Below are 14,611 nucleotides of genomic sequence, written 5' to 3' on the forward strand. Positions count from 1 at the left end.
CGGTAATACGTAGGGCGCAAGCGTTATCCGGAATTATTGGGCGTAAAGAGCTCGTAGGCGGTTTGTCGCGTCTGCTGTGAAATCCCGAGGCTCAACCTCGGGCCTGCAGTGGGTACGGGCAGACTAGAGTGCGGTAGGGGAGATTGGAATTCCTGGTGTAGCGGTGGAATGCGCAGATATCAGGAGGAACACCGATGGCGAAGGCAGATCTCTGGGCCGTAACTGACGCTGAGGAGCGAAAGGGTGGGGAGCAAACAGGCTTAGATACCCTGGTAGTCCACCCCGTAAACGTTGGGAACTAGTTGTGGGGACCATTCCACGGTTTCCGTGACGCAGCTAACGCATTAAGTTCCCCGCCTGGGGAGTACGGCCGCAAGGCTAAAACTCAAAGGAATTGACGGGGACCCGCACAAGCGGCGGAGCATGCGGATTAATTCGATGCAACGCGAAGAACCTTACCAAGGCTTGACATATACGAGAACGGGCCAGAAATGGTCAACTCTTTGGACACTCGTAAACAGGTGGTGCATGGTTGTCGTCAGCTCGTGTCGTGAGATGTTGGGTTAAGTCCCGCAACGAGCGCAACCCTCGTTCTATGTTGCCAGCACGTAATGGTGGGAACTCATGGGATACTGCCGGGGTCAACTCGGAGGAAGGTGGGGATGACGTCAAATCATCATGCCCCTTATGTCTTGGGCTTCACGCATGCTACAATGGCCGGTACAAAGGGCTGCAATACCGTGAGGTGGAGCGAATCCCAAAAAGCCGGTCCCAGTTCGGATTGAGGTCTGCAACTCGACCTCATGAAGTCGGAGTCGCTAGTAATCGCAGATCAGCAACGCTGCGGTGAATACGTTCCCGGGTCTTGTACACACCGCCCGTCAAGTCATGAAAGTCGGTAACACCTGAAGCCGGTGGCCCAACCCTTGTGGAGGGAGCCGTCGAAGGTGGGATCGGTAATTAGGACTAAGTCGTAACAAGGTAGCCGTACCGGAAGGTGCGGCTGGATCACCTCCTTTCTAAGGAGCATCTGGCGTTCATGGTTTCGGCTGTGAGTGTCCAGGCGCCGGATCAGACCGAATGTGTCTGCCGGTAGCTCATGGGTGGAACATTTGACTTGGTGTCGGGGATGATGTTCTCGGGTTTAGTACGTGGTTTTCCACTGGAACGGTCTGGTTCGGATTTTTTGATACATGCACGCTGTTGGGTCCTGAGGGGCCGGGCGCTGATCGTGGCAGTCTTTGTGGCTGGTGTGGTTGGTGGCTGTTCCTCTAGGGCCTTTCCTGTTGTCACCGGTTGGTGATGGGTGGGGGAGGTACCGCCCGTACTTTGAGAACTACACAGTGGACGCGAGCATCTTCGACATGATCCTTTTAGGGGTTGTGTCGTGAAGATGATCTTAAAGATCATTAGTCAATTTTTTGACGATTCAACTCATGTGATTTCAAGTCTTTAAGAGCAAACGGTGGATGCCTTGGCATCTGGAGCCGAAGAAGGACGTAGCAATCTGCGATAAGCCTCGGGGAACTGATAAGCGAGTTTTGATCCGAGGGTGTCCGAATGGGGAAACCCCGCCAGGGCGCGTGCGTACCTGGTGACTCCCGCCTGAATATATAGGGCGGGTAGAGGGAACGTGGGGAAGTGAAACATCTCAGTACCCACAGGAAGAGAAAGCAAAAGCGATTCCGTGAGTAGTGGCGAGCGAAACCGGAAGAGGCTAAACCTAGCGTGTGTGATAGCCGGCAGGTGTTGCATGTTGGGGGTTGTGGGACTTTTCTGATTGTTCTGCCGAGCAGTCGACGTGACAAGAGGGTATAGACGAACGGTTTTGAATGGCCGGTCATAGAGGGTGCGAACCCCGTAGTCGAAATGCCTGTTCTTGGCGTGAAGAGTATCCCAAGTAGCACGGGGCCCGAGAAATCCCGTGTGAATCTGTCAGGACCACCTGATAAGCCTAAATACTCCCAGATGACCGATAGCGGACAAGTACCGTGAGGGAAAGGTGAAAAGTACCCCGGGAGGGGAGTGAAATAGTACCTGAAACCGTTTGCTTACAAACCGTTGGAGCCTCCTTAGTAGGGGTGACAGCGTGCCTTTTGAAGAATGAGCCTGCGAGTTAGCGATACGTGGCGAGGTTAACCCGTGTGGGGTAGCCGTAGCGAAAGCGAGTCTGAATAGGGCGATTCAGTCGCGTGTCCTAGACCCGAAGCGAAGTGATCTATCCATGGCCAGGTTGAAGCGACGGTAAGACGTCGTGGAGGACCGAACCCACTTAGGTTGAAAACTGAGGGGATGAGCTGTGGATAGGGGTGAAAGGCCAATCAAACTTCGTGATAGCTGGTTCTCTCCGAAATGCATTTAGGTGCAGCGTTGCGTGTTTCTTGCCGGAGGTAGAGCTACTGGATGGCCGATGGGCCCTACAAGGTTACTGACGTCAGCCAAACTCCGAATGCCGGTAAGTGAGAGCGCAGCAGTGAGACTGTGGGGGATAAGCTTCATAGTCGAGAGGGAAACAACCCAGACCACCATCTAAGGTCCCTAAGCGCGTGCTAAGTGGGAAAGGATGTGGAGTTGCTTAGACAACCAGGAGGTTGGCTTAGAAGCAGCCACCCTTGAAAGAGTGCGTAATAGCTCACTGGTCAAGTGATTCCGCGCCGACAATGTAACGGGGCTCAAGCACGCCACCGAAGTTGTGGCATTGACATTTTTGGTAGGCCTTCGTGGTCCAGCCGTGTTGATGGGTAGGAGAGCGTCGTGTCGCGAGTGAAGCGGCGGGGTGACCCAGCCGTGGACGCGACACGAGTGAGAATGCAGGCATGAGTAGCGAAAGACGTGTGAGAAACACGTCCTCCGAAAGACCAAGGGTTCCAGGGTCAAGCTAATCTTCCCTGGGTAAGTCGGGACCTAAGGCGAGGCCGACAGGCGTAGTCGATGGACAACGGGTTGATATTCCCGTACCGGCGAAGAACCGCCCAAGCTAATCCAGTGGTGCTAAGAGTCCTAGCGTGGAATGTGTCGGATCCCTTCGGGGTGATGGACGTCTGTGTGAACGCTCGACCCCATGCTGGTGCGGCTAGCGTATTAACAGGTGTGACGCAGGAAGGTAGCCCAAGCCAGGCGATGGTAGTCCTGGTGCAAGTGCGTAGGCCGAGTGATAGGCAAATCCGTCACTCATTGAGGCTGAGACACGATGCGGATAAAAAGTGGGTGATCCTATGCTGCCGAGAAAAGCATCGACGCGAGGTTCTAGCCGCCCGTACCCCAAACCGACTCAGGTGGTCAGGTAGAGAATACCAAGGAGATCGAGAGAATCGTGGTTAAGGAACTCGGCAAAATGCCCCCGTAACTTCGGGAGAAGGGGGGCCATCCACTTATTAGGACTTGCTCCGAAAGGGTGTGGTGGCCGCAGAGACTAGTGGGTAGCGACTGTTTACTAAAAACACAGGTCCGTGCCAAGTCGCAAGACGATGTATACGGACTGACGCCTGCCCGGTGCTGGAAGGTTAAGAGGACCGGTTAGCCGTAAGGCGAAGCTGAGAATTTAAGCCCCAGTAAACGGCGGTGGTAACTATAACCATCCTAAGGTAGCGAAATTCCTTGTCGGGTAAGTTCCGACCTGCACGAATGGCGTAACGACTTCCCAACTGTCTCAACCGCGAACTCGGCGAAATTGCATTACGAGTAAAGATGCTCGTTACGCGCAGCAGGACGGAAAGACCCCGTGACCTTTACTACAGCTTGGTATTGGTGTTCGGTGTGGCTTGTGTAGGATAGGTGGGAGACTGTGAAGCGGACACGCCAGTGTTCGTGGAGTCATTGTTGAAATACCACTCTGGTCACTCTGGATATCTAACTTAGGACCGTGATCCGGTTCAGGGACAGTGCCTGGTGGGTAGTTTAACTGGGGCGGTTGCCTCCCAAAATGTAACGGAGGCGCCCAAAGGTTCCCTCAACCTGGTTGGCAATCAGGTGGCGAGTGTAAGTGCACAAGGGAGCTTGACTGTGAGACTGACAGGTCGAGCAGGGACGAAAGTCGGGACTAGTGATCCGGCAGTGGCTTGTGGAAGCGCTGTCGCTCAACGGATAAAAGGTACCTCGGGGATAACAGGCTGATCTTGCCCAAGAGTCCATATCGACGGCATGGTTTGGCACCTCGATGTCGGCTCGTCGCATCCTGGGGCTGGAGTAGGTCCCAAGGGTTGGGCTGTTCGCCCATTAAAGCGGTACGCGAGCTGGGTTTAGAACGTCGTGAGACAGTTCGGTCCCTATCCGCTGCGCGCGTAGGAAGTTTGAGAGGATCTGACCCTAGTACGAGAGGACCGGGTTGGACGAACCTCTGGTGTGTCAGTTGTTCCGCCAGGAGCACCGCTGATTAGCTACGTTCGGGATGGATAACCGCTGAAAGCATCTAAGCGGGAAGCCGGCCTCAAGATGAGACTTCCATACCATTTATGGTGAGAGGCTCCCAGCCAGACTACTGGGTTGATAGGCCGGATGTGGAAGCGTAGTAATACGTGAAGCTGACCGGTACTAATAAGCCGATGACTTGATAACACACCGTTTTTGGTGCTTGCGTCCACTGAGTGGTTCTCGATGTACGGTTGGGAACGCAACAATGATGATCGTTGTTGGTTTTTGAAACATCAATAGTGTTTCGGCGGCCATAGCGAGAGGGAAACGCCCGGTTACATTCCGAACCCGGAAGCTAAGCCTCTCAGCGCCGATGGTACTGCAGGGGGGACTCTGTGGGAGAGTAGGACACCGCCGGACTTCTTTTAGTCGAAATGGCCACCCAAAGCTGGGTGGCCATTTCGCATTTACGGACACGTTTCCGGGGGAAGGATCGTCATGTCGAACGACGACGCCAATGATCGTAATGTCAATGGAGGTCGTTCCGACGATCGTTCGCGCCCCCGATCGGGATCGTCCGGTGCGGGGCGTCCGTCGGGCGGACAGCGTGGCAATGCCCGTGACTCGTCCGCTCGGCCCTTCAAGCGCGATGACGACCGTTCGTCTCGCCCTCGTCGAGACTCCGACGCGCGGCCCGCTCGTCGTGACGGCGAGGGCAGCAACCGTCCCCATCGCGATGGCGACGCGCGTCCGCGTACCGGCGGCTCTGATAATCGGGCCCCGCGCGACGGTGCTCGGCCCTTCAGCGGCGGAGCCGATCGCTCCCGCCGTGAGGGGGACGGTCGTCCCTTCCGCCGGGACTCCGACGGCGCAGGTCGTCCCCGCCGTGACGGCGATTCGCGTCCGTTCCGTAGCGGAGGTGCCGGTGAAGGGCGTCCGCGTCGCGAGGGCGACGCCCGTCCTTATCGTCCGCGTACGGAGGGTGGGGACTCGCGTCCCTATCGTCCGCGTACGGAGGGTGGGGACTCGCGTCCCTACCGTCCGCGCAGTGAGGGTGGGGACTCGCGTCCCTACCGTCCCCGTAGTGAGGGCGGTGACCGCCGTCCTTTTGGGGACCGTCGACCGTCCGGCGATCGTCGCCCTGGTGCGGGTGCGCCGAGGCGCTTCGATCGAGAAGACGCCCGCGCGACCCGTCCTCCCCAGGATCAGCGCGAGCGCGGTCCGGAGATCCCCGAGGAGGTCACCGCTCGTGATCTTCCGGGTGCCGCGCGCAATGAACTCAAGACCCTCAGCAAGGACAACGCGGAGAATGTCGCGCGCCACCTGGTGATGGCGTCGCGACTGATCGACGAAGATCCGGCTCTTGCTCACGCGCACGCCCTGGCGGCCTCGCGCAGTGCGGGTCGTGTGGCCATCGTCCGCGAAACGGTCGCGATCACGGCCTATGCCATCGGCGACTTCGCCCTCGCTCTCCGTGAACTGCGCACCCACCGCCGCATCTCGGGCTCCGACGAGCAGCTGCCCCTCATTGTGGACAGCGAGCGTGGCGTCGGACGGCCCGATCGGGCACTCGAGGAGGGCCGGTCGGTCGACCGCTCCACCCTGCCTGCTGCGGTCCGCGCCCAGCTCGCCATCGCCATGTCGGGCGCGCGACTGGACGTCGGCGAGCCTGAGCGCGCTCTGCAGGAACTCGAGATCCCGGAAGCCGACCCCGATCGCGCCTTCGAGTGGAGCCCGGCGCTGTTCGCGGCGCGTGCGGCCGTGCTCGAGGAACTGGGTCGCGAGGACGAGGCCGCGGAGTGGTTCCGCCGGGCCGAGATCGCTGCGGACGCCCTCGATGCGGCGGCAGGCGTCGCCGACCGCGAGGTCATCGTCGTCGAAGAGATCGACCTCATCGATGACGAGGGCGGAGTCGAGGTGGCATCCGGGGTCGTTCCCGTCGAAGACACCACGACGGAGAGCTCTGTCGCAGCTCACGCTGACACGGTCGAAGAGGCCGCCGAGGCGGACGACACCGAGGGGGAGCACCCCGCACGCGACTCCGACGAGGGGCAGGACGAGTCACGATGATCTTCGGGCGGAGCAAGTCGGGTGTCACGCCGCTGGACGGAGTGGACGTCGTCCTCGCCGACCTGGACGGAGTCGTCTACGCCGGGCCGGGCGCTCTGCCGCACGCGGTGGACAGCCTGAACCGCGCCGCTGAGGAGGGGCATCGTCTCGGCTACATCACCAACAACGCCTCGCGGACGGATGCGTCGGTCGCGGAGCACCTGACGTCTTTGGGGCTGAAGGTCGCGCCCGAAGACGTCGTCACCAGCCCGCAGGCCGCGATGCGGCTCCTGCGAGAGCTCGTTCCCGCCGGCTCGACGTTGCTCGTGATCGGGGGAGAGGGACTCGTCGTCGAGGTCGAGAAGGCCGGCTTCGTGGTGACACGCAGCGCCGAGGGCTCCCCGGCCGCGGTCGTGCAAGGCTTCGCCCCCGAGGTCGGATGGGCGCAGCTCGCCGAGGCGGCCTACGCTCTGGCCACGCCGCTCGACGAAGGCGGCATCCCGTGGGTGGCCACCAACACGGACTGGACGATTCCGCAGGCGCGCGGTATCGCACCGGGCAACGGCACGCTCGTGTCCGCGGTGCACACCGCCGTCGGACGGTTGGCCACGGTCGCGGGCAAGCCGGAACGTCCGATCTTCGACGTCGCGGTTGCGCGCACGGGCGCGAGCTCGCCGCTGTTCATCGGCGACCGGCTCGACACCGATGTGCAGGGGGCGCGGGCAGCCGACATGCGGTCGGTCCTGGTCCTCACGGGGATCGACCGCCCGAAGCAGGTGCTGGCGGCGCCGCCCAACCAGCGTCCGGACTTCATCGTGAGCGACCTGCGGCAGTTGTTCGAGCCGTACCCGGCCACCGTCGTCAAGGGCGACCGCACTCGCGTCGGGGATGCCATCGTCGAGATCGATGGAGTGGACCTGCGCATCGTGTCCGCGGGGGAGCGGCAGATCGATCTGCTCCGTGCCGGCGCTGCGGCCATCTGGAACTCCGGCCGTGCGATCTTCGGTTTCCGCGTGCCCGAGCAGCTGTACGCGGATCCGTTCCGCGTGCGCTGACGCGGATACGATGGCATCCATGTCGGATGATCGCGAGACGGATGCCGGTGCCGAACTGATCGGCCGCCTCCGCATCATCGAGGACCAGCCCCTCGACACGCGAGCCGACGCCTACGCGGCTCTGCACGACGAGCTCGCGCGACGGCTCGAATCGGGTGCCGCGACGCCGGCAGACGGATGAGCGGCCGGCTCGATGCGGAGCTCGCCCGGCGAGGACTCGCGCGTTCTCGGACGCACGCCGCACAGCTGATCTCGGACGGGCTGGTCACGGTCGACGGAGACGGCGTGGTGAAGCCGTCCGTGCGCGTCGACGACGACACCCGGATCGAGGTCGCCGTCTCGGACCACTACGTCAGCCGCGGGGCGCACAAGTTGATCGCGGCACTCGACGCCTTCGGTGTGGATCCCGCCGGGCGGGTCGCGCTCGATCTCGGCGCATCCACCGGGGGATTCACGCAAGTGCTGCGCGAGCGCGGGGCGGCGCCCGTTCTGGCGGTAGACGTCGGGCACGGACAGTTGTCCCCAGCGGTGGCAGCCGATCCCGAGGTGGTGTCGGTGGAGGGGTATAACGTGCGCTTCATGACCGCCGACTCCCTCGCCGCAGCGACCGGGATCGCCGAGCGCCCGGCCGTCGTCACCGGCGACCTGTCCTTCATCTCGCTGCACCATGTGCTGCCGGCGATCGTGGCGACGGCGGCGCCCTCTGCCGAGGTCGTCCTCCTCATCAAGCCCCAGTTCGAGGTCGGCCGCACCGCGGTCAAGGGTGGCCTCGTGACCGACCCGGCCCTGCGTGCAGACGCCGTGCACGGCGTCCTCTGGGCGGCGTGGGATGCAGGTCTGCGCACGGCCGGGATCATCCCTTCGCCGATCGTGGGAACCCACGGCAACCAGGAGTATGTGGCGTGGTTCTCGGACGCGCACGGCACCGACCCCTCAGAATGGGAGAGCACCGTGACCCGACTGACCGGAAGCCGATGACCCCCAGCGAACGCCGAATACTGATCGTCGTCCACGCCCGCCGCGACGACACCGTCGAGGCGGCACAGCGTGTGCTCACGGCGGTGCGCGCAGCCGGAGCCGTGCCGGTGGTCTCCGCCGAAGACCGACCCGAGCTCGCCGAGCGATTGCCGCTGGACGGGGTCGAGACGCTCGGCGTCGACGTCGGCGTGGAAGACCTGGAGCTGGCGATCGTCCTCGGCGGCGACGGCACGATCCTGCGCGCGGCCGAGACGGTGCGCGGCGGCACGGCGCCGATCCTCGGCATCAACATGGGTCACGTCGGTTTCCTCGCCGAGATCGAACGCGACGACATGGATGATGCCGTCCGCCGTGTGATCGCCCGCGACTACCGGGTCGAGGAACGCCTCGCGCTCGCGGTGAAGGTGCTGGATGCCGACGATCGGGTGATCTTCGAGACGTGGGCCCTGAACGAGGCCACGGTCGAGAAGGCGAGTCGCGAGCGCATGCTCGAGGTCGTCATGGAGATCGACGGTCGCCCCCTGTCGTCGTTCGGATGCGACGGTGTCGTCATGGCGACGCCCACCGGCTCGACGGCCTACAACTTCTCCGCGGGAGGGCCGGTCATCTGGCCCACGGTCGAGGCGATCGCGGTGGTGCCGCTCTCGGCCCACGCCCTCTTCGCCCGCCCGCTCGTCGTGAGCCCGGATGCCACGGTCGCGGTCGAAGTCCTCGAGCGCACGAGCGGGAGCGGCATCCTGTGGTGCGATGGGCGTCGCTCGCACGATCTCCCGCCCGGCGCCCGCGTCGTGGCACGCCGGTCGTCGCGGCCGGTGCGTCTCGCGCGGCTGCACCCCGCCGCGTTCACCGACCGGCTAGTGCGCAAGTTCCGGCTTCCGGTGACCGGATGGCGTGGCTCGCTCGGAGGGATGCCGTGATCGAAGAGATGCGGCTGCGCGATCTCGGAGTGATCGCGGACGCGACGCTGCCGATCGGGCGCGGCTTCACCGCGATCACCGGTGAGACCGGCGCGGGCAAGACGATGGTCGTGACCGGGCTCGGACGCCGTGCGGTCGGGCGCGGCCCAGGCGGCGGTCGAGGGCGTCTGGGTGGTCCCCGAGAACGGGCCGGTCGCCGCGCGCGTCCGCGAAGCCGGAGGAGATATCGAGCCGCTCGGCGACGGAGCCGCGGAACTGTATCTCGGCCGCACGGTGTCGAGCGAGGGGCGGGGACGGGCCACGGTGGGCGGACGCACCGCGCCGGCCGGCGTGCTCGCCGATCTCGCCGACGACCTCGTCGTCGTGCACGGCCAATCCGATCAGCTGCGGCTGCGTTCGGCATCCGCTCAGCGCGACGCGCTCGACCGGTTCGGTGGAGATCCGGTCAGCGGTGCTCGGGCGGCTTACCGTGCGGCGTGGGACACCTGGCGAGCCTTGGATGCCGAACTCGCGACCCTCACCACCGACCGCGACGACCGTGCGCGCGAGGCCGAAGAGCTGCGCGCCGCGATCGCCGAGATCGAGGCGGCGGCGCCCGTGGCCGGCGAAGAGGAGGAGCTCCAGCGCCGGGCCGAGCGGCTCGCGAACGCGGAGGAGCTCCGAATCGCTGCGGTGAGCGCGCACGCGGCCCTCTCCGGCGACGACGAGACTCCCGACATCGTGACGCTGCTCGCCGAGGCTCGTCGGTCCCTCGAACGGGTATCGGCGAGCGACGCGGCCCTCGCCGCCATCGGCGAGCAGGTCGCCGACCTCGGCTACCGCGCGACCGACGTTTCCGTCGCGCTCTCGGGGTACCTCGCCGACCTCGATGAAGCCGGACCGCACGAGCTCGCCGCCGTGGACGAGCGGCGCGGGGTCCTGGCGGCGCTGACCCGGGCGCACGGATCCGTGGACGCCGCGATCTCGTTGCTCGAGACCGGATCGGCGCGCTTGCTCGAACTCGACGACGACGGGGATCGGATCGAGCGCCTCACTGTGCAGCGCGATGCGGCGGCCGCCGACCTCGACTCCGCGGCCGAGACCCTCACGAATGCCCGGCGCGAAGCCGCCGAGCGGCTGGGCACGGCGGTCACCGAGGAACTCCACGCCCTGGCCCTGCCCGACGCTCACCTGAGCGTCGAGGTGACGGCCTCGTCCACGCCTGGGACGCACGGGCGCGACGACGTCGCGATCCTGCTCTCCCCGCACCCCGGTGCCGACCCGCGACCCGTGTCGCGCGGAGCCTCCGGCGGCGAGCTCAGCCGCGTCATGCTGGCGATCGAGGTCGTCATCGCCGGTGTCGATCCGGTACCGACGTTCGTCTTCGACGAAGTGGATGCCGGGATCGGCGGCGCCGCGGCGATCGAAGTGGGGCGGCGACTCGCCCGGCTGGCGGAAACCTCGCAAGTCATCGCGGTCACCCACCTCGCCCAGGTCGCCGCGTTCGCCGGCAACCATCTCACGGTGGTCAAGGGCAACGACGGGTCGGTGACGGCATCCAGTGTCCGTCGGCTCGAGGGAGCCGAGCGCGAGGCCGAGATGGCGCGTCTGCTGTCGGGGCTGAGCGACTCCGACGCGGCGCTGACCCACGCGCGCGAGCTGCTCGCGACGGGACGCACCGCCCGGTGATCCCACCCCTCTGACACCGGATCGTCACGCCCGGGTGACACCACTGTCGGAGGTCGATGTCAGACTTCCCTCAACGCGCGGCGCTCGCCGCGCCTCCACCCTCCGACTCGACTGATAGGATCGAAGCCCGTGATGCAGACTTCGGACGCGGGACATTCAGACGACACCACGGCATCGGCCTTCACCACGAAGCACATCTTCGTGACCGGAGGTGTGGTCTCGTCTCTCGGCAAGGGCCTGACGGCGGCAAGCCTCGGCAACCTTCTCACGGCGCGGGGTCTCCGCGTCGTCATGCAGAAGCTCGACCCCTATCTCAACGTGGATCCCGGGACGATGAACCCGTTCCAGCACGGTGAGGTGTTCGTCACCGACGACGGGGCCGAGACCGACCTCGACATCGGTCATTACGAGCGCTTCCTCGACATCGAGCTGAGCCAGGCCGCGAACGTCACGACGGGCCAGATCTACTCGCAGGTCATCGCGCGCGAGCGCCGCGGCGAGTACCTCGGCGACACCGTGCAGGTCATCCCGCACATCACCGACGAGATCAAGCGCCGTATGCGCCTGCAGGCCACCGAGACGCCGCAGCCCGACGTGATCATCACCGAGATCGGCGGCACGGTCGGCGACATCGAGTCGCAGCCCTTCATCGAGTCCGCGCGCCAGATCCGTCACGAGCTCGGCCGCAAGAACGTCTTCTTCGTGCACGTGTCGCTCGTGCCGTTCATGGGCGCCTCGGGCGAGCAGAAGACCAAGCCCACGCAGCACTCGGTCGCGGCGCTGCGCTCCATCGGCATCCAGCCCGACGCGCTCGTCCTGCGCAGCGACCGCCCCGTGACGGAGTCGAACAAGCGCAAGATCGCGCTCATGTGCGACGTCGACGAGGACGCCGTGGTCAACGCCGTCGATGTGCCGAGCATTTACGACATCCCGACGATGCTGCACGATCAGGGCCTCGACAAGTACATCGTCGACTCGCTCGACATCGACAAGGCGGCCGACGTCGACTGGTCGCGCTGGCAGCGGGTGCTGCAGGCGGTGCACAACCCCAAGCACGAAGTCACGATCGGGCTCGTCGGCAAGTACATCGACCTCCCCGACGCGTACCTGTCGGTGACCGAGGCGATCAAGGCTGGCGGATTCGCCCAAGAGACGCACGTGAAGATCACGTGGATCCCGTCCGACCTGTGCGAGACGCCCGAGGGTGCGGCCAAGGCGCTCTCGGCGGTCGACGGGATCATCGTCCCGGGCGGCTTCGGCATCCGCGGGATCGAGGGTAAGCTCGGGGCGCTGCGGTTCGCGCGCGAGCAGGGCATCCCGACCCTGGGCATCTGCCTGGGCCTGCAGTGCATGGTCATCGAGTACGCGCGCACCGTCGCCGGCCTCGAAGGTGCGTCGTCGAGCGAGTTCGACCCCGACACCGCGCACGCCGTCGTGGCGACCATGGCCGAGCAGATCGACATCCTCCAGAGCGGAGACCTCGGCGGCACGATGCGCCTGGGCCTGTACCCCGCCGACCTCGCCGACGGATCCCTCGCCGCCGAGGTGTACGGAGCGAACCGCGTGTCGGAGCGCCACCGCCACCGCTACGAGGTCAACAACGCCTACCGTCAGCAGCTGAGCGACGCCGGCCTGGTGTTCTCGGGACTGAACCCCGACCTCGACCTCGTCGAGTACGTCGAGCTGCCGCGCGACGTGCACCCGTATTACATCGCCACGCAGGCGCACCCCGAGCTGCGTTCGCGGCCGACCGAGCCGCACCCGCTGTTCCGGGGCCTCGTCGGTGCAGCGCTGGAGCGCCACCGTTCGAGCGAACTGTTCGACGTCGAGGAGGACTGACATGGAATCGCTGCGCGACGAGCCCGTCGACCTGGAGGTCGTCGCCAGCGATCTCGTGTACGAGGGCGCGGTGTGGGACGTCCGGTCCGACACCGTGCGGTACGGCGACGGCGAGATGACCCGCCAGTACGTCGAGCACCCCGGCGCCGCGGCGGTCGTCGCGCTGGATGACGAGGGCCGTGTCGTGCTCATCCAGCAGTACCGGCAGCCGATCAAGGAACGCGACTGGGAGATCCCGGCCGGCCTGCTCGACGTGGCGGGGGAGCCGCCCGTCGAGACGGCGAAGCGCGAACTGGGCGAAGAGGTCGACCTCGCGGCCGACCGCTGGCAGCATCTCGTCTCGATCCACACCACCCCCGGCGGGAACGACGAGGTCGTGCACCTGTTCCTCGCCCGCGGACTCTCCGACGTCGTCACCGACTACGAGCGCGAGCACGAGGAGTCCGACATGCGCGTCGAGCGTGTGCCGTTGGCCGACGTGATCGATGGAGTGCTGGCGGGGCGTCTGCGCAACGGCATCCTGGCCACCGGCGTGTTCGCCGCCGCCGAGGTGCTGCGTCGCGAGGCCGCGTCGGCGTGACGTGAAGCTCGAGCGCGCCGTCCAGACGTACCTGCGGCACGTCGCGCTCGAACGAGGACTGTCGGACCACACCGTCGACGCCTACCGACGCGACCTCGCCGTGTACACGGCGTGGTTGGGGGAGCGCGGCATCGACGAGGTCGAGGCCGTGACGTCGGCGACCGTCGCGGAGTTCGCCGCCGAGCGAGCCGCGGCCGAGCCGCCGCCGGCCGCGTCCTCGCTGGCCCGCCTGCAGTCGTCGGTGCGGGGATTGCACCGCTTTCTCGTGCGCGAGGGGAGCGTCCCCGACGATCCGAGTGGCAGGCTGCGCCCGCCGCGCGCGCCCCAGCGACTGCCGAAGGCCCTCTCGATCGGGCAAGTGGAACAGCTGCTGGATGCCGCGGGACCGGCGCCCGGGTCGGCGGATGCGGCCGGGGCCGATCCCGCCGCCGTCCGCGACCGCGCGCTGCTCGAGATGCTCTACGCGACCGGCGCCCGCGTCTCCGAGATCGTGCAGCTCGACGTGGACGACACCGCCCACGGCGATGTCCTGCGGCTGCGGGGTAAGGGCTCGAAGGAGCGGATGGTCCCGGTGGGGTCCTACGCGCGCGCCGCGGTCGACGCCTACCTGACGCGCGTGCGTCCGGGGTGGGTGGCGAAACGGCGGGCGACGCCCCGGCTGTTCCTCGGGGTGCGCGGTGCGCCGCTGTCGCGCCAGAGCGCGTGGCTCATCATCCAGGCGGCCGCCGAGCGCGCCGGTCTCACCGCGCACGTCTCACCGCACACGCTGCGGCACTCCTTCGCGACGCACCTCCTGCAGGGCGGCGCCGACGTGCGCGTGGTGCAGGAACTCCTCGGTCACGCGTCCGTCGCCACCACCCAGATCTATACGCACGTCTCGGTCGACGCGCTGCGCGATGTGTACGCCACCGCTCACCCGCGGGCGCGCTGAGCGGCCCCGGCCCGCGCGGGCGCCGAGGCGGGTGGCGCGTGGGGTGTGGCATCCGTGGGGGTGTTCCGAAAACAGGGGATGCGGCGGGGACAGGGCGATCCCGGGCGTTCGGGCCTGTTTCGGGCGCAGAGCCTGTTGTCGGTGCGGCCGGGTGCGCGGGATGCCGCGGCACCGGTGCACCAGCGCCCCCGCGGGTCTCCCGGCGTGCGGCGGGGTGGCGAGTAGACTCGGCAGCGTTATGACG

Annotated in this window: 8 protein-coding genes, 3 rRNA genes and 1 pseudogene; all 12 read left to right on the forward strand. The window is 65.5% G+C overall.

Annotation, left to right across the window (positions count from 1 at the left end):
- Positions 1-1,019, forward strand: a 16S ribosomal RNA gene (locus tag LQV45_RS07470); the annotation flags it as partial.
- A 423-nt stretch (positions 1,020-1,442) separates the two neighbouring features.
- A 23S ribosomal RNA gene (locus LQV45_RS07475) occupies positions 1,443-4,554 on the forward strand.
- Between the two features lie 99 nt (positions 4,555-4,653).
- Positions 4,654-4,770 (forward strand): 5S ribosomal RNA (gene rrf / locus LQV45_RS07480).
- Positions 4,771-5,679: 909 nt separating this feature from the next.
- Entirely contained in the window at positions 5,680-6,420 is a 741-nt protein-coding gene (locus LQV45_RS07485; RefSeq protein ID WP_230006454.1) for a tetratricopeptide repeat protein, read from the forward strand.
- Positions 6,417-7,454, forward strand: a complete 1,038-nt coding sequence (locus LQV45_RS07490) for an HAD-IIA family hydrolase (protein ID WP_230006455.1) — start codon at positions 6,417-6,419, stop codon at positions 7,452-7,454. Before LQV45_RS07485 ends, LQV45_RS07490 begins: the two co-directional genes overlap by 4 nt.
- 19 nt (positions 7,455-7,473) lie before the next feature.
- Complete coding sequence (locus LQV45_RS07495; RefSeq protein ID WP_230006456.1) at positions 7,474-7,635, forward strand: hypothetical protein; 162 nt, start codon at positions 7,474-7,476, stop codon at positions 7,633-7,635.
- Positions 7,632-8,432 (forward strand): TlyA family RNA methyltransferase, encoded by an 801-nt coding sequence (locus tag LQV45_RS07500; protein WP_230006457.1) that lies wholly within the window; start codon positions 7,632-7,634, stop codon positions 8,430-8,432. Before LQV45_RS07495 ends, LQV45_RS07500 begins: the two co-directional genes overlap by 4 nt.
- Entirely contained in the window at positions 8,429-9,349 is a 921-nt protein-coding gene (locus LQV45_RS07505) for an NAD kinase (RefSeq protein ID WP_138178183.1), read from the forward strand. The genes LQV45_RS07500 and LQV45_RS07505 overlap by 4 nt, the downstream gene beginning before the upstream one ends.
- Positions 9,346-11,017 (forward strand): annotated as a pseudogene (gene recN / locus LQV45_RS07510) (DNA repair protein RecN). The gene LQV45_RS07505 and the pseudogene recN overlap by 4 nt, the downstream one beginning before the upstream one ends.
- 132 nt (positions 11,018-11,149) lie before the next feature.
- Positions 11,150-12,856, forward strand: coding sequence for a CTP synthase (locus tag LQV45_RS07515; RefSeq protein WP_230006460.1), 1,707 nt, complete (start codon positions 11,150-11,152; stop codon positions 12,854-12,856).
- Position 12,857: 1 nt separating this feature from the next.
- Positions 12,858-13,436: an NUDIX hydrolase gene (locus LQV45_RS07520; protein ID WP_230006458.1), complete on the forward strand. Its 579-nt coding sequence runs from the start codon at positions 12,858-12,860 to the stop codon at positions 13,434-13,436.
- A gap of 1 nt (position 13,437) precedes the next feature.
- Positions 13,438-14,367, forward strand: coding sequence for a site-specific tyrosine recombinase XerD (gene xerD, locus LQV45_RS07525; protein ID WP_230006459.1), 930 nt, complete (start codon positions 13,438-13,440; stop codon positions 14,365-14,367).
- The last annotated feature ends 244 nt before the right edge of the window (positions 14,368-14,611 follow it).

The sequence above is a fragment of the Microbacterium sp. Bi128 genome (assembly GCF_918698205.1).

Coding starts and splice junctions, on each gene's coding strand:
- LQV45_RS07485 (WP_230006454.1), top strand. CDS start 5,680: ATGGCGTCGCGACTGATCGACGAAGATCCGGCTCTTGCTCACGCGCAC.
- LQV45_RS07490 (WP_230006455.1), top strand. CDS start 6,417: ATGATCTTCGGGCGGAGCAAGTCGGGTGTCACGCCGCTGGACGGAGTG.
- LQV45_RS07495 (WP_230006456.1), top strand. CDS start 7,474: ATGTCGGATGATCGCGAGACGGATGCCGGTGCCGAACTGATCGGCCGC.
- LQV45_RS07500 (WP_230006457.1), top strand. CDS start 7,632: ATGAGCGGCCGGCTCGATGCGGAGCTCGCCCGGCGAGGACTCGCGCGT.
- LQV45_RS07505 (WP_138178183.1), top strand. CDS start 8,429: ATGACCCCCAGCGAACGCCGAATACTGATCGTCGTCCACGCCCGCCGC.
- LQV45_RS07515 (WP_230006460.1), top strand. CDS start 11,150: ATGCAGACTTCGGACGCGGGACATTCAGACGACACCACGGCATCGGCC.
- LQV45_RS07520 (WP_230006458.1), top strand. CDS start 12,858: ATGGAATCGCTGCGCGACGAGCCCGTCGACCTGGAGGTCGTCGCCAGC.